This is a genomic window from Paraperibacillus esterisolvens (assembly GCF_046237625.1).
Lineage (GTDB): Bacteria > Bacillota > Bacilli > Bacillales > DSM-1321 > Paraperibacillus > Paraperibacillus esterisolvens.
Window position 1 is genome coordinate 3,392,823 of sequence record NZ_CP143545.1, and the last position, 21,701, is coordinate 3,414,523.

The following is a 21,701-nucleotide window of genomic DNA, read 5'->3' on the forward strand; positions in this document are numbered from 1 at the left end:
GCTTGATGTTTTAATTGGTCATTAAGTAATCCTTTATCAATGCTTCTGTAACAAGCACTACGGAATCGCTGCCGGCTTCCGGCCTGATGACTACCCCTTCAGGAATTTCTACACCTGTCGGCACGATAGCACGCTCTACATACGCCCCGCTTCCGATTACGGCTCCGGACATCACGACGGACTCCATTACCGCTGCGTCTTTATGCACGGTAACCCCCTGGAAGAGGACAGATTTTTCTACCCTTCCTTCCACTGAGCATCCTTCGTTCACAAGCGAATCCCTCACATAAGCTTCTGCCGAAATATATTGCGGGGGCTGATTGGGATTCACTGAGTAAATGCGCCATGAATAATCGAAAAGATCCAGTGAGTTGCTGTCATCAAGCAGGTCCATATTGGCCTCCCATAGACTCTTGATTGTCCCTACATCCTTCCAATAGCCTTTAAAAGGATAGGCAGTGACTTTTTTGTGTTCATTCAGCAGCATTGGGATGATATCCTTGCCGAAGTCCCTGTCTGACTCTGGATTTTCCGCATCCCGGATAAGGGCATCCTTCAGGACACTCCAATTAAATATATAGATGCCCATTGAAGCAAGATTATTCTTTGGTTCAGCAGGCTTCTCATCAAACTCCGTTATGTTTAGGTCTGGATCCGTATTCATGATCCCGAATCTGCTTGCTTCGTCCCACGGAACCTCAATTACCGAAATGGTTGCATCTGCCCCTCTGTCTTCATGGTACTTAATCATTTCCGAGTAATCCATTTTGTAAATATGATCACCAGACAGGACCAGCACATACTCCGGGCTGTAGGAGTCAATATAGGTGATATTCTGATAAATTGCCGAAGCAGTTCCCTCATACCACCTGACCTTTTTTGTCTCGGCATAAGGAGGGAGTACGGTCACCCCGCCATTTATTCTGTCAAGATCCCAGGCACTCCCAATCCCGATATAGTTATTAAGAACAAGGGGCTGATACTGGGTAAGGACCCCTACGGTGTCTATTCCTGAATTGGTGCAGTTACTTAGGGTAAAATCAATGATTCTGTACTTTCCGCCAAAGGGAACCGCGGGTTTGGCAATATTCTGAGTCAATTCATTGAGCCGGCTTCCCTGTCCTCCTGCCAGTAACATTGCTACGCATTTCGTCTTCGCCATTTGCTTTTTTCCCCTTTCTCTTTTTAACCTTTTTGAATACGGCTGTTCCGAAGGCAGGCACGGTTATTTCTATAGAGTGTTTCCTGCCATGGTAGTCACCGCGGGTAGACATTACACTTTTACGGTTAATGTGTTTGTTTCCTCCATAATGAGCACAGTCGCTGTTAAGCACTTCCCTGTATTCACCAGTATCTGGAACACCAATCTTGTAATTCTGATAGCTTCTCGGCGAAAAATTGAAGAGACAAACCAGATCCTCATCTTTTCCTTTTCGCAAGAAGGAAAAGATTGACTGTTCAGAGTTATTAACATCAATCCATTCAAAGCTTTCGGGTGCGTAATCCATTTCATACAATGCCTTCTGCCTTTTTGAAAACCTTAAGAGCTCCTTGACATAATCATGCAGCCTTCGATGCATTTCATAGTCAAAAAGATTCCAGTCCAATTCTCTATTCTCGCTCCATTCCCTGAATTGGCCGAACTCGCTTCCCATGAATAGCAGCTGTTTTCCCGGATGCATGGCCATGAAGCCAAGAAGCAGCCTCAGCTGGGCAAATTTCTCCTCATAAGAACCCGGCATTTTATCCAGCAGCGACTTTTTTCCATGGACAACTTCATCATGTGAAAATGGCAGTATAAATTGTTCAGTAAATGCGTACATCAGAGAAAATGTCACCTTATGATGCAGCAAGGGGCGTTCATGGGGCTGAGCCTTCATATATTCCAGCATGTCGTTCATCCAGCCCATATTCCATTTGTAGGTGAATCCCAATCCTCCTTGCTCAGGAGAACCTGTAACTTGAGGGTAATCGGAGGAATCCTCTGCAATGATTAATAGATGAGGGTCCTGCTCTAATAAGACGGTGTTTAGTTTCCTTAAGAATGCCACACCAAAGCTGTTAACTTCTTTGTGGGCGCCACCTGGCCAGTATATGATATTTGCAACAGCATCCAGCCTGAAACCGTCAATGTGGAAATAGTCCATCCAAAAGCAGGCATTGGAAATTAAAAAGCTTTGGACCTCATTTCTTCCAAGGTCGAAATTAGCTGTACCCCACACCCGGTTTTCACGGTGTTTTTCAGTCGGGTAGTCAAACAGCGGCTCTCCATCAAACAAATAGAGCCCATGGGCATCCTTGCAAAAGTGTCCTGGCACCCAATCCAGAATTACACCTATATCATGCTGATGGCATTGATCGACGAAATGCATCAATTCATGCGGGCTGCCATAGCGGCTGGTTGCGGAATAATATCCAGTTCCCTGATAGCCCCATGATCCATCAAAGGGATGTTCAATGATAGGGAGGAGTTCCACATGCGTATATCCCGCTTCTTTGAGATAAGGGATAAGTTCATCCACCATTTCGCGATAAGAGAAATAAGAGCCGTCTTCCTTGACTTTCCAGCTGCCAAAGTGCATTTCATAAATGAACATAGGCCTGCTTTGACTTGGCTGCTTAGCTTTCTTTCGCTGCCAAGTGGTATCATTCCAGTCATAGCCATCCAATGAATATACTTTTGAAGCAGTAGCGGGTCTGAGTTCAGAGTAAAAAGCAAATGGATCAGCTTTCAGCAGCTTTCTTCCATCTTGTGTGATGATTTCATATTTGTATATCTCACCAGTCAAATCCCCCTCGTAAAAGAGTGACCAGACTCCTTCCCTGTTTACTCTTTCCATTTCCCAGCCGCTGCTGTTCCAGCCATTGAAGCTGCCAACCACAGCGATACGCCTGGCATGCGGTGCCCATACATAGAACCTTGTGCAGGTCCGCCCGCCTTCATGGATCAGGTGAGAACCAAACAGTTCATGTGATTTAAAAAGATTTCCTTCATGAAATAGATGAAGTTCAAAATCTGTCGGTGTTCGAATAGCCAAGGCATCCCTCTCCCAGTTGCATACTTGATACTTCAAACTGAATCTCTGTTCAGTCCTTATCAATATTTTGATATAATAGAGTTAATTATTCGATACAGTTGGACATATTCCTTTAAATTTTTTGCATGTTTCGAATTTTAGTTAGATTTTACTACGTTTTAAGGTAGCGGCTGGTATCAACAGTTACCTTTTCCCGGATCAAGAGAATTTAAAACCGATTAGAAGCAGTGGATAGTAATTTTTTAGCTGGGTAGTGCTGGAGAATAGAGAAGATTCTGGGTAAAAAGAGGTATATAGGAGAGCCATAGATGCAGAAAAAAAGAAGAAGCGGTATAAGACAAAAAGAGCAGTGTACATTAGTACACTGCTCTTTTTGTATGACCCCTACGGGATTCGAACCCGTGTTACCGCCGTGAAAGGGCGGTGTCTTAACCGCTTGACCAAGGGGCCTTATGGCGGAGAAGGAGGGATTTGAACCCTCGCGCCGCTTACGCGACCTACACCCTTAGCAGGGGCGCCTCTTCAGCCTCTTGAGTACTTCCCCATAAAAATGGCTCCGCAGGTAGGACTCGAACCTACGACCGTTCGGTTAACAGCCGAATGCTCTACCACTGAGCTACTGCGGAATGGTGGGCCTAAATGGACTCGAACCATCGACCTCACGCTTATCAGGCGTGCGCTCTAACCAGCTGAGCTATAGGCCCATATTTATTTGGAGCGGGTGATGGGAATCGAACCCACGACATCAGCTTGGAAGGCTGAGGTTTTACCATTAAACTACACCCGCATGCTATGGGGCGACTGATGGGAATCGAACCCACGAATGTCGGAACCACAATCCGATGCGTTAACCACTTCGCCACAATCGCCACAGACGAAAATATTAAATAAAATGGTGGCTCAGGACGGAATCGAACCGCCGACACAAGGATTTTCAGTCCTTTGCTCTACCGACTGAGCTACTGAGCCTTATTTTACGGCTTGCGCTAAGCTTCAAATTTCATCGTCAGCTTCTTCACTCACATCCTCACGTATACACATACGCTCCGGTGTTCCCTCAGTCGCTTCCTCGGACTTTTCGCTTATCACAACCCTTAGATAAGTTGTGTTATAAAATTAAATATGGCGGTCCCGACGGGAATCGAACCCGCGATCTCCTGCGTGACAGGCAGGCATGTTAACCGCTACACCACGGGACCAGATATTGCGGGGACAGGATTTGAACCTGCGACCTTCGGGTTATGAGCCCGACGAGCTACCAGACTGCTCCACCCCGCGACGATATTAAAGTGTTAAAATGCTCATGCCCTAAATTGCGTTATAGGACTGTTCCGATTTCAGTGAGACTAATCAAGCAGCGGCAAAATCGGAACAACTCGCAGCTTGCTGATAAAAATAAATGGAGGAGGTAGAGGGATTCGAACCCCCGCGGGCTTTTACACCCCTGTCGGTTTTCAAGACCGATCCCTTCAGCCAGACTTGGGTATACCTCCGTATAAGTGGTGGACCTTGTAGGACTCGAACCTACGACCGGACGGTTATGAGCCGTCTGCTCTAACCAACTGAGCTAAAGGTCCAAATGGTAGCGGCGGAGGGGATCGAACCCCCGACCTCACGGGTATGAACCGTACGCTCTAGCCAGCTGAGCTACACCGCCATGTTATAGTCATATAATATTAATGGTGGAGCCTAGCGGGATCGAACCGCTGACCTCCTGCGTGCAAGGCAGGCGCTCTCCCAGCTGAGCTAAGGCCCCAAAAAAGATGGTCGGGAAGACAGGATTCGAACCTGCGACCCCTTGGTCCCAAACCAAGTGCTCTACCAAGCTGAGCTACTTCCCGTATATATGGCGCGCCCGAAAGGAGTCGAACCCATAACCTTCTGATCCGTAGTCAGACGCTCTATCCAATTGAGCTACGGGCGCAATATGTGTATGTGGTGCCGAGGACCGGAATCGAACCGGTACGGTAGTCACCTACCGCAGGATTTTAAGTCCTGTGCGTCTGCCAGTTCCGCCACCCCGGCGTGAAAAAGACTGGAGCGGAAGACGGGATTCGAACCCGCGACCCCAACCTTGGCAAGGTTGTATTCTACCACTGAACTACTTCCGCAGATAAATAAAAGTGCGGGTGAAGGGAGTCGAACCCCCACGCCGTAAGGCGCCAGATCCTAAGTCTGGTGCGTCTGCCAATTCCGCCACACCCGCATGTTATTAAGAAAAGATGGTGAGCCATGAAGGATTCGAACCTTCGACCCTCTGATTAAAAGTCAGATGCTCTACCGGCTGAGCTAATGGCTCTTTAGGAAAACTGTGTTTATCTTGCATCTGTCCGTTAAACCAACATCAGCTTTAAAAAGAAAGTGGTGCCGGCAAGAGGACTTGAACCCCCAACCTACTGATTACAAGTCAGTTGCTCTACCAATTGAGCTACACCGGCACAGTAAGGAAATATGGTGGAGGATGACGGGATCGAACCGCCGACCCTCTGCTTGTAAGGCAGATGCTCTCCCAGCTGAGCTAATCCTCCATATTTATAACCTGCCCGGCAGCGTCCTACTCTCACAGGGGGAGATCCCCCAACTACCATCGGCGCTAAAGAGCTTAACTTCCGTGTTCGGGATGGGAACGGGTGTGACCTCTTTGCCATAACTGCCAGACAAGTTTTTCTCAAGAGACATATGTTATTATAACATCTTTTGAGAGTTATTCAAATAACAATTTTTCATTTCTTAAAAGAACTTTCGTTCCTTCAAAACTAGATAACAAAGGCTGATCTGCATTACGTTTTCGAGTATAAACAAGATAGGTTAAGTCCTCGATCGATTAGTATCTGTCAGCTCCACGTGTCGCCACGCTTCCACCTCAGACCTATCTACCTGATCATCTTTCAGGGATCTTACTAGCTTGACGCTATGGGAAATCTCATCTTGAGGGGGGCTTCATGCTTAGATGCTTTCAGCACTTATCCCGTCCGCACATAGCTACCCAGCGATGCCTTTGGCAAGACAACTGGTACACCAGCGGTGCGTCCATCCCGGTCCTCTCGTACTAAGGACAGCTCCTCTCAAATTTCCTGCGCCCACGACGGATAGGGACCGAACTGTCTCACGACGTTCTGAACCCAGCTCGCGTACCGCTTTAATGGGCGAACAGCCCAACCCTTGGGACCGACTACAGCCCCAGGATGCGATGAGCCGACATCGAGGTGCCAAACCTCCCCGTCGATGTGGACTCTTGGGGGAGATAAGCCTGTTATCCCCGGGGTAGCTTTTATCCGTTGAGCGATGGCCCTTCCATGCGGAACCACCGGATCACTAAGCCCGACTTTCGTCCCTGCTCGACTTGTAGGTCTCGCAGTCAAGCTCCCTTGTGCCTTTACACTCTGCGAATGATTTCCAACCATTCTGAGGGAACCTTTGGGCGCCTCCGTTACTCTTTAGGAGGCGACCGCCCCAGTCAAACTGCCCGCCTGACACTGTCTCCCGCCCCGATAAGGGGCGCGGGTTAGAATTTCAATACAGCCAGGGTAGTATCCCACCGATGCCTCCACCGAAGCTGGCGCTCCGGCTTCAAAGGCTCCTACCTATCCTGTACAAGCTGTACCAAAATTCAATATCAGGCTGCAGTAAAGCTCCACGGGGTCTTTCCGTCCTGTCGCGGGTAACCTGCATCTTCACAGGTAGTATAATTTCACCGAGTCTCTCGTTGAGACAGTGCCCAGATCGTTACGCCTTTCGTGCGGGTCGGAACTTACCCGACAAGGAATTTCGCTACCTTAGGACCGTTATAGTTACGGCCGCCGTTTACTGGGGCTTCAGTTCAAAGCTTCGCTTGCGCTAACCTCTCCCCTTAACCTTCCAGCACCGGGCAGGCGTCAGCCCCTATACTTCGCCTTGCGGCTTCGCAGAGACCTGTGTTTTTGCTAAACAGTCGCCTGGGCCTATTCACTGCGGCTCATCCGGGCTATTCACCCAGATGAGCACCCCTTCTCCCGAAGTTACGGGGTCATTTTGCCGAGTTCCTTAACGAGAGTTCTCTCGCACACCTTAGGATTCTCTCCTCGCCTACCTGTGTCGGTTTGCGGTACGGGCACCCTTCATCTCGCTAGAGGCTTTTCTTGGCAGTGTGGAATCAGGAACTTCGGTACTAAATTTCCCTCGCCATCACAGCTCAGCTTATGTGAAAACGGGATTTGCCTCGTTTTCAGCCTAACTGCTTGGACGCGCTAATCCAACAGCGCGCTTACCCTATCCTACTGCGTCCCCCCATCGCTCAAACGATGAATAGGTGGTACAGGAATATCAACCTGTTGTCCATCGCCTACGCCTTTCGGCCTCGGCTTAGGTCCCGACTAACCCTGAGCGGACGAGCCTTCCTCAGGAAACCTTAGGCATTCGGTGGAAGGGATTCTCACCCTTCTTTCGCTACTCATACCGGCATTCTCACTTCTAAGCGCTCCACCAGTCCTTCCGGTCTGGCTTCTCAGCCCTTAGAACGCTCTCCTACCGCGGACACCCTAGGTGTCCACCCACAGCTTCGGTGATACGTTTAGCCCCGGTACATTTTCGGCGCAGAGTCACTCGACCAGTGAGCTATTACGCACTCTTTAAATGGTGGCTGCTTCTAAGCCAACATCCTGGTTGTCTAAGCAACTCCACATCCTTTTCCACTTAACGTATACTTTGGGACCTTAGCTGGTGGTCTGGGCTGTTTCCCTTTTGACTACGGATCTTATCACTCGCAGTCTGACTCCCAAGGAAAAGTCATTGGCATTCGGAGTTTGACTGAATTCGGTAACCCGAGATGGGCCCCTAGTCCAATCAGTGCTCTACCTCCAAGACTCTTAACACTTGAGGCTAGCCCTAAAGCTATTTCGGAGAGAACCAGCTATCTCCAGGTTCGATTGGAATTTCTCCGCTACCCACACCTCATCCCCGCACTTTTCAACGTGCGTGGGTTCGGGCCTCCATTCAGTGTTACCTGAACTTCACCCTGGACATGGGTAGATCACCTGGTTTCGGGTCTACGACCTCATACTCATTCGCCCTATTCAGACTCGCTTTCGCTGCGGCTCCGTCTCATCAACTTAACCTTGCATGAAATCGTAACTCGCCGGTTCATTCTACAAAAGGCACGCCATCACCCGTTTCCCAAAAGGGACATAGGGCTCTGACTACTTGTAGGCACACGGTTTCAGGATCTCTTTCACTCCCCTTCCGGGGTGCTTTTCACCTTTCCCTCACGGTACTGGTTCACTATCGGTCACTAGGTAGTATTTAGCCTTGGGAGATGGTCCTCCCTGCTTCCGACGGGATTTCACGTGTCCCGCCGTACTCAGGATCCACTCTGGAGGGAACGAAGTTTCGACTACAGGGTTGTTACCTTCTTCGACGGACCTTTCCATGTCTCTTCGTCTACCCCGTTCCTTTGTAACTCCGTATAGAGTGTCCTACAACCCCGAAAGGCAAGCCTTTCGGTTTGGGCTACATTCCGTTTCGCTCGCCGCTACTTGGGAAATCGCATTTGCTTTCTGTTCCTCCGGGTACTTAGATGTTTCAGTTCCCCGGGTCTGCCTCCATCACCCTATGAATTCAGGTGAAGGTACTGTTCCATTACGAACAGTGGGTTTCCCCATTCGGAAATCTCCGGATCAAAGCTTACTTACAGCTCCCCGAAGCATATCGGTGTTAGTCCCGTCCTTCATCGGCTCCTAGTGCCAAGGCATTCACCGTGCGCCCTTTCTAACTTAACCATAAATCCGGCTGACGATAAGTTCCTTCTCCTCAGCCTATGAAGGTGAGAGAAGTTTCGCTTCATCATCGAACCATAATAAAACATAAAACTTAACTCGGTTTATTACTCGATGCGGTAAAATGACGCAAATCATTTTTGCCTTATATTGTTATCTAGTTTTCAAAGAACGATGAAAATAAAGGATAAACGTCGCTCTTCTTCGTCAGCTTCACTCATTCACATCCTCATGTACGTGAAGTACACTCCGGTGTTCGCTCGTTCGCTTCCTCGAATAGTTCGTTTCTAATTTATTTTCAGGTTTTGAGAGAATGCTCCCTCAAAACTGAACGAAACAAGATCGCTTTTTCCTTAGAAAGGAGGTGATCCAGCCGCACCTTCCGATACGGCTACCTTGTTACGACTTCACCCCAATCATCTGTCCCACCTTAGGCGGCTGGCTCCATAAAGGTTACCCCACCGACTTCGGGTGTTACAAACTCTCGTGGTGTGACGGGCGGTGTGTACAAGGCCCGGGAACGTATTCACCGCGGCATGCTGATCCGCGATTACTAGCGATTCCGGCTTCATGCAGGCGAGTTGCAGCCTGCAATCCGAACTGAGAATGGCTTTATGGGATTCGCTCGGCCTCGCGGCTTTGCTGCCCTTTGTACCATCCATTGTAGCACGTGTGTAGCCCAGGTCATAAGGGGCATGATGATTTGACGTCATCCCCACCTTCCTCCGGTTTGTCACCGGCAGTCACCTTAGAGTGCCCAACTGAATGCTGGCAACTAAGATCAAGGGTTGCGCTCGTTGCGGGACTTAACCCAACATCTCACGACACGAGCTGACGACAACCATGCACCACCTGTCACTCTGTCCCCCGAAGGGGAACGTCCTATCTCTAGGAGTGTCAGAGGATGTCAAGACCTGGTAAGGTTCTTCGCGTTGCTTCGAATTAAACCACATGCTCCACCGCTTGTGCGGGCCCCCGTCAATTCCTTTGAGTTTCAGCCTTGCGGCCGTACTCCCCAGGCGGAGTGCTTAATGCGTTAGCTGCAGCACTAAAGGGCGGAAACCCTCTAACACTTAGCACTCATCGTTTACGGCGTGGACTACCAGGGTATCTAATCCTGTTCGCTCCCCACGCTTTCGCGCCTCAGCGTCAGTTACAGACCAGAGAGTCGCCTTCGCCACTGGTGTTCCTCCACATCTCTACGCATTTCACCGCTACACGTGGAATTCCACTCTCCTCTTCTGCACTCAAGTCTCCCAGTTTCCAATGACCCTCCACGGTTGAGCCGTGGGCTTTCACATCAGACTTAAAAGACCGCCTGCGCGCGCTTTACGCCCAATAAATCCGGACAACGCTTGCCACCTACGTATTACCGCGGCTGCTGGCACGTAGTTAGCCGTGGCTTTCTGGCCAGGTACCGTCAAGGTGCCATCAGTTACTATGGCACTTGTTCTTCCCTGACAACAGAGTTTTACGATCCGAAAACCTTCTTCACTCACGCGGCGTTGCTCCGTCAGACTTTCGTCCATTGCGGAAGATTCCCTACTGCTGCCTCCCGTAGGAGTCTGGGCCGTGTCTCAGTCCCAGTGTGGCCGATCACCCTCTCAGGTCGGCTACGCATCGTGGCCTTGGTGAGCCGTTACCCCACCAACTAGCTAATGCGCCGCGGGCCCATCCTTGAGTGACAGCCGAAACCGTCTTTCCTCTTTCCCTCATGTGAGGGAAAGACCTATCCGGTATTAGCTCCGGTTTCCCGAAGTTATCCCGATCTCAAGGGCAGGTTGCCCACGTGTTACTCACCCGTCCGCCGCTGACTTCAGGGAGCAAGCTCCCATCCATCCGCTCGACTTGCATGTATTAGGCACGCCGCCAGCGTTCGTCCTGAGCCAGGATCAAACTCTCTGAAAAGTGTTCGATATAGCTCATAAATTTTAAAACTTGTTTTTGTTAACTTCCTATAAAATAAGAAGTAACTGGCGTCTTGTTTCGTTCAGTTTTCAAAGAACATTTTGTCAAAAGCGACTTTATTATCATACCGTATCTCGCAGTATTTTGTCAACAACTTTTCTAGAATAATTTATCTGTTGTTGTTCGTGCAAATGTTTTAGTTACTCACCGCTTTCTTGGCGGCGAAATATAATATATCACGGTAAAAAGAACTTTGCAATGTTTTTGGAAAAAGTTTTTTGAAAAAGTATTACAAGTTTTAACTGCGCAGTTTTACCCCGGGATTTTCAATAGGATGAATCACCATGAATATTGTGTGCTTTCTTTGAATAGCATTGTTATAACCACAAAAAAGCAAGGAGCAATTAGATGGATCTAAAAGCCGCAGGACTGCTTGTATCATTCACTATGGCCCTATTTCTTTTTATCACCGCTTATGCCGAGGCAATAAAAATCAGCACAGCCGAAGGAAAGGTTGATGGGTTCACCTTAATTTTCTCTCTCCCATCCGCTTTTGTGTTTTCTATTTTCGCCTGTGTATTCCAGGAATAAAAAAACGGCAGCAGGCGAAAATACCCTGACTGCCGTTTTTTTTATTAAAGCAGCTCGGCTGCCTGTTGTTCAAGCCTGAGCCTTGCCCTGGTCTTTCTTTCATCCATTATAAACAAAATGATCCCCCCCAGTACAATTGCCCCTCCTAATATCTGTGTCCAGATAACCTGTTCCTTAAGCAGATAATAAGCAAGCACGGATGCACCGACCGGCTCAAACAGAATACCCATGGAGATAGTGCTTGCACTGAGCCATTTTATTGACCAATTAAACAGTGTGTGGCCGAGTATAGTCGGAATTATTGCCAGAAGGAGGAAGTAGAGCCAATCCTCTCTCCCATATGGAGCCAGCGGTTCATTGACAGCCATCACATAAAATAAAAGCACAACGGAACTTACCAGATATACAAGGAAGGTATAGGTGATAAGCGATATCCGTTTACGGACTGTCTGGCCGAAAAGCATGTAGACCGTGACCAGCAGGCAGGCAATGAGCGCAAGAATATCCCCCCAAAGTGCTTTTCCGCTGATTTGAAAGTCTCCCCAGCTGATCAGCACACTGCCTGCGATGGCAATTACCCCGCTGAGTACAGCGGCAAGGGAATACCGTTCTTTAAAAAAAATAAAGGTTCCTATGAACGCGAAGAGAGGCTGAAGTGTCACAAGTACTGTCGAACTGGCGACAGATGTGTAGTTTAGCGATTCAAACCATAATATGAAATGAAAGGCAAGGAAGGTGCCGGAACATATAATGAACATCCAGTCACGCTTTGATATCATTTTCAATTCTTTTTTCCCCTTTATCAAAAAAAGAGGGAGAGTAAGGAGGGCTGAGAAAAACAGCCGGTAAAATGCTATTACCCCTGCTGGTGCGGTTGAAAATTTCACAAAGATAGCAGAAGTTGAAACCGAGATGACACCAATGACCATAACTAGATATGGGTTAATTTTTGGTTCGTTCATAAATACTCCTCTTTATACATTTAGCTGCCGTACAAATTTCATGATGGAAATGTTTAATGTTTTTTTGTAAGTGGTAAATATACTATTCGTTTAAATTCGATTGTATTATATCATATTTTAAACTCCATTTACGTTGAACGGCGGTGAAACATGGATTTTGACTTTGAGTTTGAAATAGATGAGAACATTTTTATTAAGCTCGGTTTTGCAGCTATCCTCGGGCTGATTATTGGCCTTGAAAGGGAGATTAAGCGAAAGCCGCTTGGTCTCAAAACATGCCTCGTCATTTCAATTGTCAGCTGCCTTCTAACGGCTGTATCAATAGAATCCGCTTATACTTTTCCTGGTGATGGGCAGGTTAATATTACAATGGATCCTCTGCGCCTCGCTGCACAAATTGTCTCCGGAATTGGCTTCCTTGGAGCAGGGGTGATTTTGAGGCGGGGAAACGATACAGTTACAGGACTGACTACTGCGGCCATGATATGGGGTGCAGCCGGAATAGGGATTGCTGTTGGCGCAGGATATTATTGGGAGGCTACTGCAGGAGTCATCATGCTCATGATCAGCGTAGAGTTTGTTCCCTATTTGATGAACGCGATCGGCCCTAAACAATTAAGGGAAAAGGAAATTCTCCTGAAATTGAATGTAAAAGAGAAAGACAGCATAGAGAACATTATTGCCAAAATAAAAAGTGAAGAGATCAGGATCAAGCATGTGCGCATCAAAGATCTAGATAATGAAGAACACCTGGTACAGCTTAAGATTACCGTATCTCAAAAAAGAACTACAACAAATGTTTATTATGCAGTTTCATATATAGAAGGGATACGGTCTGTCGAAATTGAAGGTTTGTAATACACGAAAGGGAATGCAGCAGCTGCATTCCCTTTTAATTATTATTCAGATTGTGCAAAAGCATAGGGACGCGGATCTTCCTTTTCTCTCACTTTATCAATTTTATCAATAAACATTTGGAAGACTCTCTTCTTTTCTTCCAGGTCTTTTATGTATTCTTTCAGATCGTTATACTTCTCCTGGAAGGGTTCATGATAAAGCTCCCTGATTTTTCTGTTAAGATCCGGGTTGGCAGTGGACTGTACAACTTGTTTAGTAATACTGAATTTATACATATAAACCTGCAGCTCTTTTTTAACCTGCTCATACTCCTGATCTATCTCTTCCAATAATACCCCTATTTCCTCTTTCCACTCTTCCAGTGATTTATGTACATGTGATTCCATTAATAAAGATCCTCCTTTTCGGGCTTCCTGCCTAGAGGCATATTCTTTCATATGAAAATATCCTGTTAAGTATAACAGCAATAAGTTACAATGCCTTTGCTGCCATATTACATTGGATTACATTCTCTTCAGATATTACTGTCAGGAACCTTGTCCAGGGAGTCAAAATAATTCTAAAATATTTTTTCGAAAAAGGGTTGCAGTGAAGACAAGGAGGAGTTATAATAAATTTCGTGGTAATGATCCACTTTGATTACGGGGGCTTAGCTCAGCTGGGAGAGCGTTTGGCTGGCAGCCAAAAGGTCAGCGGTTCGATCCCGCTAGTCTCCATCTATAAAAATACCTCTTTGCTAATGCAAAGAGGTATTTTTTGTCTTTCCTATTATCCCCATCTTAATGCAGCCCTCCCCTGCCGCCCTTCTTTCCGATTTGATCAATTGAAACCCCTGTTTTTTAATAAATCATGCAGCAGCAATACCTTTCCCTTATTCATCCTTAACAGATTATATACAATCAGTATAATATGATAAAATTTTTCTAAATATTTAAAAAAGTTATATATTTCCAGAGGTGAATTATAGTATAATAGTCACGATAGTCATGCAAATTTTGTAAAAGGAGGTGAAAACCGTGGGAGCAGGAAAGAGAATTAAATTTTTGCGTCTTCAGCAGTTTTTGACTCAGGAAGAACTGGCAGCTGGTTTGCTATCTGTATCGTATTTGTCAAAAATTGAAAACGAACAAATTACACCCAGCCCGGATATTCTTAAATCTCTTTATGAGAGATTGGCCATCGAGGAAGATTCGATTGATGAAACTGCCGTCATAAAAGAAATACGCGATTGGTATCAGGACCAGATAGATAAAAGAAAAGAGAAGGTTGAGGCCGGATATACTGATTTAAAAAACAAGGTTAAGCTTATAACCATTCCGGAGATAACTCATTTATTCAATCTGTTCAGCATCAGATATCACCTGGTAACGGGTAAACTTCGGCTGGCCGAAGAGCTGATTTCTTCTTTATCGCCTTTTCAAAAAGACCTAAACAAAGAACAGCTTCTGTACTTTTATAAATTTAAAGGATCCCTCTTATATTCGAAGGGCCAATTTGAAGATGCTTATACAGTACTTAAGAAGGCAGAGTCGCTGATTGACTCATTTGTTTCTCTTTATGAAAAGGCGGATATCTATTATTCTTTAGGCCTGACTGCCGGAAAATTGCACAAGCCTTATCTCGCCACATACTATGCAAGTCTGGCTCTCGAAATATTCCAGAAGATATATCGGCTTGATAAAAGTACCGAGTGTCATCTGCTCCTGGCCATATCCTTTCAAAGGATGAGGGAATTCAGCCAGGCCGAAGTTCATTACGACTGGGCCGGCAAATTGGCACAGGAGGAAAAATTCCATTCATTGTACGGCATCATCGAGCACAACAGAGGCTATTTCCTCTCCCTCCAAGGACACTTTGACAAAGCCCTGATCCATTATAATAATAGTCTGCACATTAAAGAAAATGAAGATAATGCGCCTGGAAAAATCATTACGATATTAGCAGTGGTCACTATGTGCTATAAATATAAAAAGCACAGTCTGATGAAAGAGTGGCTGATCAAAGCCGAACCGCTGATCCACAGCCTTCCGCAGAGCTCTGCATCCCTATTGCATGAATATCAGATATTTTATTATTTCGTTCATGAAAATTATGAAAAATTCACGAATTATGTAAGTAAGATTGCTATTCCATATTTCGAGAAAAACAACCTTCAAATTCTTGTGATTACATATTCAGAAATGCTCGGGAACTATTTTAAAGAAACAAGAAAATATAAATTATCCTCTTATTATTTTGAATATGCAAACAAGATTCTAAATGAAGGAATAAAAATATGATAGGTGGTAATTAAGTGAAACAAATCACTTTAATATGTATGATGTCCTTTGTTTTAATAGGAGCCATTCAACCCGATGTCTCCTATAAAGCCTCCCCCTCAGCCTTCGCTTCAGCTTCAGCTGTCCCCCTTAATAATGAAGAATTCCCTCCCATCCTAAGCTAAAGCCATCCTGAACCATTAACCTTCTCTACTATTTTATCCTTTCCTGTACGCAATTCCGTATAACTTCCCACTCTTCACGCAGCAATCCCATTCTTATTGAGTCATAATATTCTCCATCATGATACCGGACTTTCCGCATCCTGCCTTCCAGCTGCATCCCTAACTTTTCTCCAAGCCTGATCATCCGGACATTGCCCGACCAGGTCGTATAACCTATCCTGGCGATGTCAAATGAATGAAATATGTGGGTAATCCAAAGCGATAGGGCCTTGGTTCCCCACCCGCCATTCCAGTACGCGGGATTATAAATCCCTATTCCCATTTCCATCCAGCGTGATGGCTGATGCTCCCAATAATAACTTATGGTTCCTATCAATTCACCATTCACTTCAATGGCCCAGCAGCTGTCTTGATTGATAATCTCATCTTTGATTTTCATGTATTCCGAAAACGGAAGGTGCTTATGTTCAAAGTAGGGTGCATCCCACTTTTTCCATTGCGGCAATTCCTCCGAGTATTTTAATTTCCACAAGACTGGCAAATCCTTTTCGGCAATCGGCCTTAACACTAACTCTTTCCAACGATATTCCAAAGATCTCACTCCTAATCTATTTATCCAGTTTCCATTATATAGAGAAATACCCTGGTCAGTATATAAGGATCTTAATACATTGGACTCCACCCTTCCTGGAAGCTGACCGTTCCTGTATACTATGGAAAAAGAATACGGGGTGAGGGAATGGAGTTATCTTTCAAACGGGCCACAGAAAAAGAACAGAATGAGATTTATGATATCGCAGGCGAAAACAGGAGAGAGGCAACAGGCTTCGATAGTCCCGACAGCCGGGAAAAAATGATAGAAGCCTACGAGCATTCCAAGAAGTATGATGCCTATTTTGTATGTTTAATGCAGGGGGACCTGCTGCTCGGCTGGGTGATGATTGACAAAGCTATCGATTACTTGACCGGTGATGAAGTCGGCTGGATCAATGATTTATATTTAAAAAAGGATTACAGGGGGAAGGGTTATTCAAAATTGCTGATTCAGGAAGCCTTCAGCGAATTCCGGAAAAACGGATTTCAGGATGTACGGCTTAATGTATATGCCCATAACGCTACAGCCATCGGATTGTATGAAAAAATGGGTTTTAAGGATATCAGTAAATTTATGAAGATAACCATTTAGTGGTTGGTGTGACAGCAATACCTTCATTTAAATTAGGCTCTATTAGAATATTGTTTAAAATAGGAAAAACCCCTTATAGGGGTTTTTTTATTTCAGAAGGGGGCTCCTGTTTAGGACTGGTATATTTTAAAGTCATCATTATCTAACTCATTTCAAGGTTATTGGAAAGGCTGCAATCTTTGTTTAAACAGCATTTACAGGATGTCGATTCTGACAAGAAGGGCAACCAGAAGCTGAACAAGGATTTGGATGTTGACTGCAACTTGAGTATCTACTGTTTCAACTGTGATATTCCTTGAATTCTCAATAATTGTTTTCTGGCGTGTAATTTGCTTAACCTTTGAGGACTGAAGCAGTTCTTGGGCGACTCTTTCTGCTTGCGCAGCATCTGCAATCGAAATCTGGATCAAGATGACAATTGCTGCCTGCAGGGCTGCCTGAAGATTGATCGCTGCTTTTGTGTCAACAGTGGTAACCGTGATATCGCAGGAATCCTTTATGAAAATTAGTTCTTCAGAAAGCTGGAATTCTGACTGCGTCTGTACGGCTTCTTGTACTACATCTTCGTTGCGGCACATTGGATGATCTGTTGCCGGGTCAAGAGCTGACCAGCCTCTGCCGTTGCTTTCTTCCGTTGTTGTTCTGTAATATTCTTGGTTCATTCTTTTTCCTCCTGTATCCTGATGGATATTTATTTAAGAAAGAGTGTGTTATCCCTCTTATGACTGTGGTTTAAATGTCTTAATGGCGCCTACATCATTTTCAGTTGTATGCTCTGCCGCAGCATTCTCTGTATTGTCCCCAGCCGCTGGGCTCTCCTGGCTGAGCTTTGGGCCGGCATCGTTTTCGGTGACACTTTTGTGTAAATTGCTGAGAAACTTATCCGCCTGCTTCTTAAGCTTTTTGACCGTTTTTCTGAGTTCCTTCTTCTCATCATCAGATAACCTGATACTGTTAGGCTGTGCTCCATATTTTTTCAGTGTATTTGAAACAAGCAGCTCCATTAACCTGCTTTGAGCTTCATCATATTTGGACTTTTTCTTCGACATTTATACCCCTCCTTTTGTTTACTCCCTATACACTATGAACAAGAGGCAGCTTTTGACTTAGTGCAAACGTGTAATTTAAACAAGCGTAAAGCCCAAACTTCCCTGCAGCACTGCCCGAAATCGGCCATCACCGCATAAAAAAAGAAATGGGGAGGGTGCCCATTTCCTTAACTTTCTTTATTCTGGCTTCCATTGGCAGGCGGCGGTGCCGGCGGCCGCGGTTTTTTCGGGGGGGCATTTACGCCCCCTTTTTTTATTTTTGCTGGTTTAAAGTCCGGTGTTTTCATAGGTTTGTACCCCTCCGCTCTGAAATTCTATATGCAGGCTCGCGCTGTCCCTGGTCAAATACAGACCAGGAACCTCATAAAGCTGCCTGCCGCTCGCATTTTCATAAACAATCACATCGCGAAGAAACAGCTCGTTTTCCTGGTATGAATCTGAATAATAAGCCACCCAGCCCTGGAACATTCTGTCCGTGTCATAGTCACGTATGACCACCCATGGAGTTTCCTCCATATTAAAAATCTCTGACCATACATCCTTTTCGTGGAACTGCTTTGACATCCTTGCGGCGACCGCTATCCTCTGCATCCATTTATATCGGTAGCCATAAGACCAGATGACCGAGAAGATGAGCGCGATCAGGCTTCCGTATATGACCTCCCTGATTGCAATCGGGGCTTTAGTGTTAAACACATATTCCAAAAACGTAATTTGATGGATATCAATACCGAGCAGCCGGAGCAGCTCGATCAGGAGATATAGGGTAAAGTAGGCTAGAAAGCCGAACAGGAAGGAATAAATAATGAATACGTTAAACTCTCTCTTCTGGCGCCTTGTAAAGGCCTCATATGCCAAAACGGCAAGCATGCCAGGAAAGAATATGAGAAGCAGTCTTACCGCAAGCTCGGAAAACTCCATATTTACCCCCCTTTATGTCTCCTGCCTCATTTACAAAAAAGATGCATCCAGCAAGGAAAAATACCATGCGCTGCCGAATAAGAATCTTATATACTTAATTAGAAACCTGCCGTGTAAATCCCTTCCTACTTTTGCCATATTTTATCCGCCGGTCATACAAAAAATCTAGTTCCAAGGAAGCTTTTCATTTAAGCTGGATCCGTTATCATTAAAAATAACCAGTTATATGAAAGCAGGTGGATTTCAATGAGAAAAGCGTTGCTGGTTGGAATCAATCACTATATAGTATCTCCCCTAAACAGCTGTATTCAGGATGCAGAGAAGCTCGCTTCCATCCTGAAGCGAAATGCAGACGGTTCCCCCAATTTCCATTGCCGCACCCTTTTATCAAATGGCGAAGTGATTACAAAATATAAGCTGCAGGAAGAAATACAGGAGCTGCTCGAGCACGAGTCCGATTTGGCACTCTTTTATTTTTCCGGCCATGGCTCGGCTGGCGCAAAGGGAGGATACCTTGTGACACAGGATGCCGCAGCCTTTGATGAAGGCCTGCCAATGGACGAATTTCTGGAACAGGTTAATGCCTCCCGAGTGAGGGAAATCATTATCCTATTGGATTGCTGCCACAGCGGCTATTTCGGACAGGAGCAGCCCGCACAGGAAACTGCCATACTTCGGGAAGGAGTATCCATTTTGACTTCAAGCAGATCAACACAGGCATCTTATGAAGAGGACGGGGGCGGAATATTCACCTCCCTCATATATAATGCACTGGAGGGAGGAGCTGCGGATGTACTCGGCAACATTACCGCCGCAGGCCTCTATGCGTATGTTGACCAGGCACTTGGCCCCTGGGATCAACGGCCGCTGTTTAAATCACATGTTTCCCGGCTCAGTTCCATAAGAAAATGCACCCCGGATATTCCGGTTGAATCCCTCAGGCTGCTGCCTTCCTTCTTTAAAAAATCAACTGACGAATACAGGCTTGATCCCACTTATGAAAAGCACTTTGGCCACAACCACAAAGAGCATGAGAATATCTTCGGCCTCTTTCAGGGGTATCGAAATGCCAGACTTCTGACACCTATGGACGCCGGACACCTCTTTTTTGCGGCAAGAGACAGCAAACCTGTCAGCCTGACCGCATTGGGCCGGTACTACTGGAAGCTTGCTAAGGAAGAATTGATATAGCCCGGTCCAACCGGGTTTTTTTTACATACAGACTTTTCAGCTATTAAACAATATGGTGGATGGCACGTAAGACCCCCACATCTTTATTTAAGCATCCCCTCAAAATTTCTAAAAAAAAACCCTCTTTCCCTTCTTTGAACCATACACCCTTTGATTCAATTTTAGTTTTTTGTTCAACCCGCATACTTCCCTTTATATAGGGAATATTACGATTAAATTCGTTGACTTTTGGAACGCACTGAATTAATCTAGTAACATTGTTTATAAATCCTATAAAATTAGTGGGGGTTAGGTTTTGAAAAAGTTAACATTAAGTATTTTTACCATAGTGCTGGTTCTTGCTCTTGCTGCCTGCGGCGGAAGTAAAGACGAAGGCAAAGACGGATCATCAGGAAAAAAGAGCTCCTATGATCAAATCAAGAAAAAAGGTGAAATTACCATTGGAACAGAGGGAACTTACGCTCCTTTCACTTTCCATGATAAATCAGGAAAACTTACGGGCTTCGATGTAGAAGTGGCCCAGGAAGTTTTCAAGCGGCTTGATATCAAGCCTAAGTTCATCGAGACAAAGTGGGATGGAATGATTGCCGGCCTGGATTCCAAAAGATATGACATGGTAGCCAATGAAGTGGCAGTACGTGAAGACCGGCTGAAAAAATATGATATGTCTGACCCATATATCGTTTCCAAGGCCGTCCTGATTGTTCATGAGGACAACAAAGAGATTAAATCCCTTGATGACCTTAAGGGAAAGAAAGTAGCTCAATCCTTAGACAGCAACTACCGTAAGATTGCGGTAGATCATGGTGCGACCAACACAGTCATCGAGGGCTTCAACCAGGCAATCGACCTGCTCTCCTCACGCCGTGTTGATGCTACGATCAATGACAGTCTTTCTTATCTTGATTTGAAGAAACAGCGCCCTGAGCTGCCGATAAAATCGGTTTATGAAGAAAAAGATGCTACATCCAATGCCTTCCTATTCCGCAAAGACAATAAAGAGCTTGTCGATGCAGTAAATGGAGCACTTGCAGATATGAAAAAAGACGGTACGTATCTTAAAATATCTAAAAAATGGTTCGGCACAGACGTATCGAAGTAAAGGAAGCGATCGAATATGTTTGGAGATGAACGCACAGAACGAATTATAGGAATCCTTAGTGATTCCTTTTTTCCTATATTAAAGGCGGGCCTGCAATTTACCATCCCGCTCACACTCATTACCTTTGCGCTAGGTTTAGTCCTGGCCTTCTTTACCGCAGTCGCCAGGCTTTCCGGTTTCAAGCCCCTGGTGCTGCTTACCAGATTCTATGTATGGATTTTCAGGGGTACACCTCTGCTCGTGCAATTATTCATCATCTTCTATGGCCTGCCAAGTGTGGGAATCACTTTGAATCCATTCCCGGCAGCTGTCATCGTCTTTACTCTTAATAAAGGGGCATACAGCTCCGAAATCATCAGGGCAGCCATCCTTTCGATTAATAAAGGACAATGGGAAGCTGCTTATTCCATCGGCATGACAAGGGCCCAGGCAATGAGGAGAATCGTTCTTCCACAGGCAATACGTGTTTCCCTCCCGCCGCTTGGCAACTCTTTTATCAGCCTGGTTAAAGATACTTCCCTTGCAGCTACCATTACCGTGACCGAGCTATTCCAAAAAGGGCAGCAGATTGCAGCTGTAACATATGAGCCTCTATGGCTGTATATTGAAGTGGCTTTCATATACCTAATGTTCAGTACCGTCCTTTCTTATCTTCAGGATAAGCTTGAAGTGCGGTATGGACGCGGCATTGCTAAGTAAAGC

General features: G+C 45.7%; 15 protein-coding genes, 22 tRNA genes and 3 rRNA genes. 8 read left to right on the forward strand and 32 right to left on the reverse strand.

Annotation, left to right across the window (positions count from 1 at the left end; all coding sequences use genetic code 11):
• Nucleotides 1–10: 10 nt before the first annotated feature.
• From V1501_RS17050 to V1501_RS17175, 26 genes are all read right to left on the reverse strand, one after another.
• A complete protein-coding gene (locus V1501_RS17050; RefSeq protein WP_409289983.1) occupies nt 11–1,162 on the reverse strand; it encodes a glucose-1-phosphate adenylyltransferase in 1,152 nt (383 codons plus the stop codon).
• Nucleotides 1,101–3,038, reverse strand: a complete 1,938-nt coding sequence (glgB, locus tag V1501_RS17055; RefSeq protein ID WP_409289985.1) for a 1,4-alpha-glucan branching protein GlgB — start codon at nt 3,036–3,038, stop codon at nt 1,101–1,103. The genes V1501_RS17050 and glgB overlap by 62 nt, the downstream gene beginning before the upstream one ends.
• 378 nt (nt 3,039–3,416) lie before the next feature.
• Nucleotides 3,417–3,488, reverse strand: a tRNA-Glu gene (locus V1501_RS17060).
• Nucleotides 3,489–3,491: 3 nt separating this feature from the next.
• A tRNA-Ser gene (locus V1501_RS17065) sits at nt 3,492–3,582 on the reverse strand.
• Nucleotides 3,583–3,589: 7 nt separating this feature from the next.
• Nucleotides 3,590–3,664 (reverse strand) — tRNA-Asn (locus V1501_RS17070).
• A gap of 1 nt (nt 3,665) precedes the next feature.
• A tRNA-Ile gene (locus V1501_RS17075) sits at nt 3,666–3,742 on the reverse strand.
• 9 nt (nt 3,743–3,751) lie between these two features.
• Nucleotides 3,752–3,825 (reverse strand) — tRNA-Gly (locus V1501_RS17080).
• A gap of 6 nt (nt 3,826–3,831) precedes the next feature.
• Nucleotides 3,832–3,907 (reverse strand) — tRNA-His (locus tag V1501_RS17085).
• 24 nt (nt 3,908–3,931) lie between these two features.
• A tRNA-Phe gene (locus tag V1501_RS17090) sits at nt 3,932–4,007 on the reverse strand.
• Nucleotides 4,008–4,161: 154 nt separating this feature from the next.
• Nucleotides 4,162–4,237, reverse strand: a tRNA-Asp gene (locus tag V1501_RS17095).
• Between the two features lie 5 nt (nt 4,238–4,242).
• Nucleotides 4,243–4,316: transfer RNA gene (locus V1501_RS17100), tRNA-Met, on the reverse strand.
• Nucleotides 4,317–4,438: 122 nt separating this feature from the next.
• Nucleotides 4,439–4,531 (reverse strand) — tRNA-Ser (locus V1501_RS17105).
• Nucleotides 4,532–4,538: 7 nt separating this feature from the next.
• Nucleotides 4,539–4,615 (reverse strand) — tRNA-Ile (locus V1501_RS17110).
• 3 nt (nt 4,616–4,618) lie between these two features.
• A tRNA-Met gene (locus V1501_RS17115) sits at nt 4,619–4,695 on the reverse strand.
• Nucleotides 4,696–4,718: 23 nt separating this feature from the next.
• A tRNA-Ala gene (locus V1501_RS17120) sits at nt 4,719–4,794 on the reverse strand.
• Nucleotides 4,795–4,802: 8 nt separating this feature from the next.
• A tRNA-Pro gene (locus V1501_RS17125) sits at nt 4,803–4,879 on the reverse strand.
• A gap of 6 nt (nt 4,880–4,885) precedes the next feature.
• Nucleotides 4,886–4,962 (reverse strand) — tRNA-Arg (locus tag V1501_RS17130).
• Between the two features lie 12 nt (nt 4,963–4,974).
• A tRNA-Leu gene (locus V1501_RS17135) sits at nt 4,975–5,063 on the reverse strand.
• Between the two features lie 11 nt (nt 5,064–5,074).
• Nucleotides 5,075–5,149 (reverse strand) — tRNA-Gly (locus V1501_RS17140).
• A gap of 13 nt (nt 5,150–5,162) precedes the next feature.
• Nucleotides 5,163–5,244: transfer RNA gene (locus V1501_RS17145), tRNA-Leu, on the reverse strand.
• A 17-nt stretch (nt 5,245–5,261) separates the two neighbouring features.
• Nucleotides 5,262–5,337, reverse strand: a tRNA-Lys gene (locus tag V1501_RS17150).
• Between the two features lie 63 nt (nt 5,338–5,400).
• Nucleotides 5,401–5,476, reverse strand: a tRNA-Thr gene (locus V1501_RS17155).
• 14 nt (nt 5,477–5,490) lie between these two features.
• Nucleotides 5,491–5,566: transfer RNA gene (locus V1501_RS17160), tRNA-Val, on the reverse strand.
• 13 nt (nt 5,567–5,579) lie between these two features.
• Nucleotides 5,580–5,696 (reverse strand): 5S ribosomal RNA (gene rrf / locus V1501_RS17165).
• Nucleotides 5,697–5,842: 146 nt separating this feature from the next.
• Nucleotides 5,843–8,791 (reverse strand): 23S ribosomal RNA (locus tag V1501_RS17170).
• Between the two features lie 354 nt (nt 8,792–9,145).
• Nucleotides 9,146–10,696, reverse strand: a 16S ribosomal RNA gene (locus V1501_RS17175).
• Together the 16S, 23S and 5S rRNA genes with 21 tRNA genes alongside form the textbook arrangement of a ribosomal RNA operon.
• A 408-nt stretch (nt 10,697–11,104) precedes the next feature.
• Between V1501_RS17175 and V1501_RS17180 the strand changes: the two genes are divergently transcribed.
• Nucleotides 11,105–11,287, forward strand: coding sequence for a hypothetical protein (locus V1501_RS17180; protein ID WP_409289987.1), 183 nt, complete (start codon nt 11,105–11,107; stop codon nt 11,285–11,287).
• A 44-nt stretch (nt 11,288–11,331) separates the two neighbouring features.
• Here V1501_RS17180 and V1501_RS17185 read toward each other — a convergent pair whose 3' ends face one another.
• Nucleotides 11,332–12,249 (reverse strand): DMT family transporter, encoded by a 918-nt coding sequence (locus V1501_RS17185; protein WP_409289989.1) that lies wholly within the window; start codon nt 12,247–12,249, stop codon nt 11,332–11,334.
• Between the two features lie 150 nt (nt 12,250–12,399).
• On the opposite strand from V1501_RS17185, the gene V1501_RS17190 reads away from it, so the two are divergent.
• A complete protein-coding gene (locus V1501_RS17190) occupies nt 12,400–13,107 on the forward strand; it encodes an MgtC/SapB family protein (protein ID WP_409289991.1) in 708 nt (235 codons plus the stop codon).
• Nucleotides 13,108–13,148: 41 nt separating this feature from the next.
• Here the strand turns inward: V1501_RS17190 and V1501_RS17195 are convergent, their stop codons facing one another.
• Entirely contained in the window at nt 13,149–13,493 is a 345-nt protein-coding gene (locus tag V1501_RS17195) for a hypothetical protein (RefSeq protein ID WP_409289993.1), read from the reverse strand.
• Between the two features lie 257 nt (nt 13,494–13,750).
• Here V1501_RS17195 and V1501_RS17200 point away from each other — a divergent pair.
• Both V1501_RS17200 and V1501_RS17205 read left to right on the forward strand, forming a co-directional pair.
• Nucleotides 13,751–13,823: transfer RNA gene (locus V1501_RS17200), tRNA-Ala, on the forward strand.
• A gap of 300 nt (nt 13,824–14,123) precedes the next feature.
• Nucleotides 14,124–15,386, forward strand: a complete 1,263-nt coding sequence (locus tag V1501_RS17205) for a helix-turn-helix domain-containing protein (RefSeq protein WP_409289995.1) — start codon at nt 14,124–14,126, stop codon at nt 15,384–15,386.
• A 192-nt stretch (nt 15,387–15,578) separates the two neighbouring features.
• Here the strand turns inward: V1501_RS17205 and V1501_RS17210 are convergent, their stop codons facing one another.
• Nucleotides 15,579–16,142, reverse strand: a complete 564-nt coding sequence (locus V1501_RS17210) for a GNAT family N-acetyltransferase (RefSeq protein WP_409289997.1) — start codon at nt 16,140–16,142, stop codon at nt 15,579–15,581.
• Nucleotides 16,143–16,289: 147 nt separating this feature from the next.
• Between V1501_RS17210 and V1501_RS17215 the strand changes: the two genes are divergently transcribed.
• Nucleotides 16,290–16,736 carry a GNAT family N-acetyltransferase gene (locus V1501_RS17215; RefSeq protein WP_409289999.1) on the forward strand — a complete coding sequence of 149 codons (447 nt, stop codon included), beginning with the start codon at nt 16,290–16,292 and terminating at the stop codon, nt 16,734–16,736.
• A gap of 194 nt (nt 16,737–16,930) precedes the next feature.
• On the opposite strand, the gene V1501_RS17220 is transcribed toward V1501_RS17215, so the two are convergent.
• The 3 genes from V1501_RS17220 to V1501_RS17230 all read right to left on the reverse strand — a co-directional run bounded on the left by V1501_RS17220 (nt 16,931) and on the right by V1501_RS17230 (nt 18,706).
• Entirely contained in the window at nt 16,931–17,398 is a 468-nt protein-coding gene (locus V1501_RS17220) for a spore coat protein (RefSeq protein ID WP_409290000.1), read from the reverse strand.
• 57 nt (nt 17,399–17,455) lie between these two features.
• Nucleotides 17,456–17,785, reverse strand: coding sequence for a hypothetical protein (locus V1501_RS17225; protein ID WP_409290001.1), 330 nt, complete (start codon nt 17,783–17,785; stop codon nt 17,456–17,458).
• A gap of 267 nt (nt 17,786–18,052) precedes the next feature.
• Nucleotides 18,053–18,706: a DUF6338 family protein gene (locus V1501_RS17230; RefSeq protein WP_409290002.1), complete on the reverse strand. Its 654-nt coding sequence runs from the start codon at nt 18,704–18,706 to the stop codon at nt 18,053–18,055.
• A 246-nt stretch (nt 18,707–18,952) separates the two neighbouring features.
• On the opposite strand from V1501_RS17230, the gene V1501_RS17235 reads away from it, so the two are divergent.
• The 3 genes from V1501_RS17235 to V1501_RS17245 all read left to right on the forward strand — a co-directional run bounded on the left by V1501_RS17235 (nt 18,953) and on the right by V1501_RS17245 (nt 21,698).
• Nucleotides 18,953–19,897, forward strand: a complete 945-nt coding sequence (locus V1501_RS17235) for a caspase domain-containing protein (RefSeq protein WP_409290004.1) — start codon at nt 18,953–18,955, stop codon at nt 19,895–19,897.
• A gap of 295 nt (nt 19,898–20,192) precedes the next feature.
• Nucleotides 20,193–20,999, forward strand: coding sequence for an amino acid ABC transporter substrate-binding protein (locus tag V1501_RS17240; protein WP_409290006.1), 807 nt, complete (start codon nt 20,193–20,195; stop codon nt 20,997–20,999).
• Between the two features lie 15 nt (nt 21,000–21,014).
• Nucleotides 21,015–21,698 (forward strand): amino acid ABC transporter permease, encoded by a 684-nt coding sequence (locus tag V1501_RS17245; protein WP_409290008.1) that lies wholly within the window; start codon nt 21,015–21,017, stop codon nt 21,696–21,698.
• Nucleotides 21,699–21,701 lie beyond the last annotated feature (3 nt).

What these genes read in the sequence shown, in the direction of transcription:
- V1501_RS17050 (WP_409289983.1), bottom strand. Translation starts at nt 1,162, where the DNA reads ATGGCGAAGACGAAATGCGTAGCAATGTTACTGGCAGGAGGACAGGGA.
- V1501_RS17180 (WP_409289987.1), top strand. Translation starts at nt 11,105, where the DNA reads ATGGATCTAAAAGCCGCAGGACTGCTTGTATCATTCACTATGGCCCTA.
- V1501_RS17185 (WP_409289989.1), bottom strand. Translation starts at nt 12,249, where the DNA reads ATGAACGAACCAAAAATTAACCCATATCTAGTTATGGTCATTGGTGTC.
- V1501_RS17190 (WP_409289991.1), top strand. Translation starts at nt 12,400, where the DNA reads ATGGATTTTGACTTTGAGTTTGAAATAGATGAGAACATTTTTATTAAG.
- V1501_RS17195 (WP_409289993.1), bottom strand. Translation starts at nt 13,493, where the DNA reads ATGGAATCACATGTACATAAATCACTGGAAGAGTGGAAAGAGGAAATA.
- V1501_RS17215 (WP_409289999.1), top strand. Translation starts at nt 16,290, where the DNA reads ATGGAGTTATCTTTCAAACGGGCCACAGAAAAAGAACAGAATGAGATT.
- V1501_RS17220 (WP_409290000.1), bottom strand. Translation starts at nt 17,398, where the DNA reads ATGAACCAAGAATATTACAGAACAACAACGGAAGAAAGCAACGGCAGA.
- V1501_RS17225 (WP_409290001.1), bottom strand. Translation starts at nt 17,785, where the DNA reads ATGTCGAAGAAAAAGTCCAAATATGATGAAGCTCAAAGCAGGTTAATG.
- V1501_RS17230 (WP_409290002.1), bottom strand. Translation starts at nt 18,706, where the DNA reads ATGGAGTTTTCCGAGCTTGCGGTAAGACTGCTTCTCATATTCTTTCCT.
- V1501_RS17235 (WP_409290004.1), top strand. Translation starts at nt 18,953, where the DNA reads ATGAGAAAAGCGTTGCTGGTTGGAATCAATCACTATATAGTATCTCCC.
- V1501_RS17245 (WP_409290008.1), top strand. Translation starts at nt 21,015, where the DNA reads ATGTTTGGAGATGAACGCACAGAACGAATTATAGGAATCCTTAGTGAT.